The organism is Candidatus Symbiopectobacterium sp. NZEC127, assembly GCF_025962675.1.
Classification (GTDB): domain Bacteria; phylum Pseudomonadota; class Gammaproteobacteria; order Enterobacterales; family Enterobacteriaceae; genus Symbiopectobacterium.
This window is the reverse complement of the sequence record NZ_JAGFPG010000037.1, coordinates 1-665: the sequence shown is the minus strand read 5'-3', so window position 1 is coordinate 665 and position 665 is coordinate 1. Positions and strand designations below refer to the sequence as shown.

The window sequence follows — 665 nt, the reverse complement described above, 5'->3', positions numbered from 1 at the left end:
TACAACCATACAATATAAAGAATATGGTATTCGATTAAATGTTGCTGCTAAAGTTGAAAAGAAACAGAAAATAAAATTATTGGTTTCTAATGAAATTAGCAGTGTCTCAGGAAGTTATGCATACAATAATTACAGCATACCTCAGATAAAAACACGGCGTTCCAGTTCTACGATCGAACTGGCTGATGGCGATAGTTTCGTAATTGGGGGCTTACTTAATGAACAGGATGTTGAATCGCTGACCAAGGTCCCTTTCATTGGCGACATCCCTATTCTTGGGGCGCTAGCGCGTAAATCTCACACGGAAAGAAATAAAACAGAATTGGTGGTCTTTGCGACTGTCGAGCTGGTTAAACCCGTATCTGCGGCATCACGACAGAAAATTCAGTTACCTGAATATCACCGTAGCTCATCCGTTCAACTGTTTTTTAATAGTGGTGTGGATAAAAATACCCGAGAAGGGCGGCTTGCCAGTGATGCGCGTAATTTTATGGCTCGTGGTGGTTTTGCCAAATAGTCACGATAAACCAGAGTGCTAAACATTGGAGTTTCGCATGAAATTATTTTTTGATACTAAATCGAATAATAAAAATACAACAGTGACTTCACAGAAGAAAAAGTTTACACAGCCTATTTTAATTATTTCACCACGTCCTGATGTGATG

The 665-nt window shown here is 39.1% G+C and carries 1 pseudogene; it reads left to right on the top strand.

Annotation, left to right across the window (positions count from 1 at the left end):
- Positions 1-517 (top strand): annotated as a pseudogene (locus J5069_RS23790) (tight adherence secretin RcpA); the annotation flags it as partial.
- Positions 518-665: the final 148 nt, after the last annotated feature.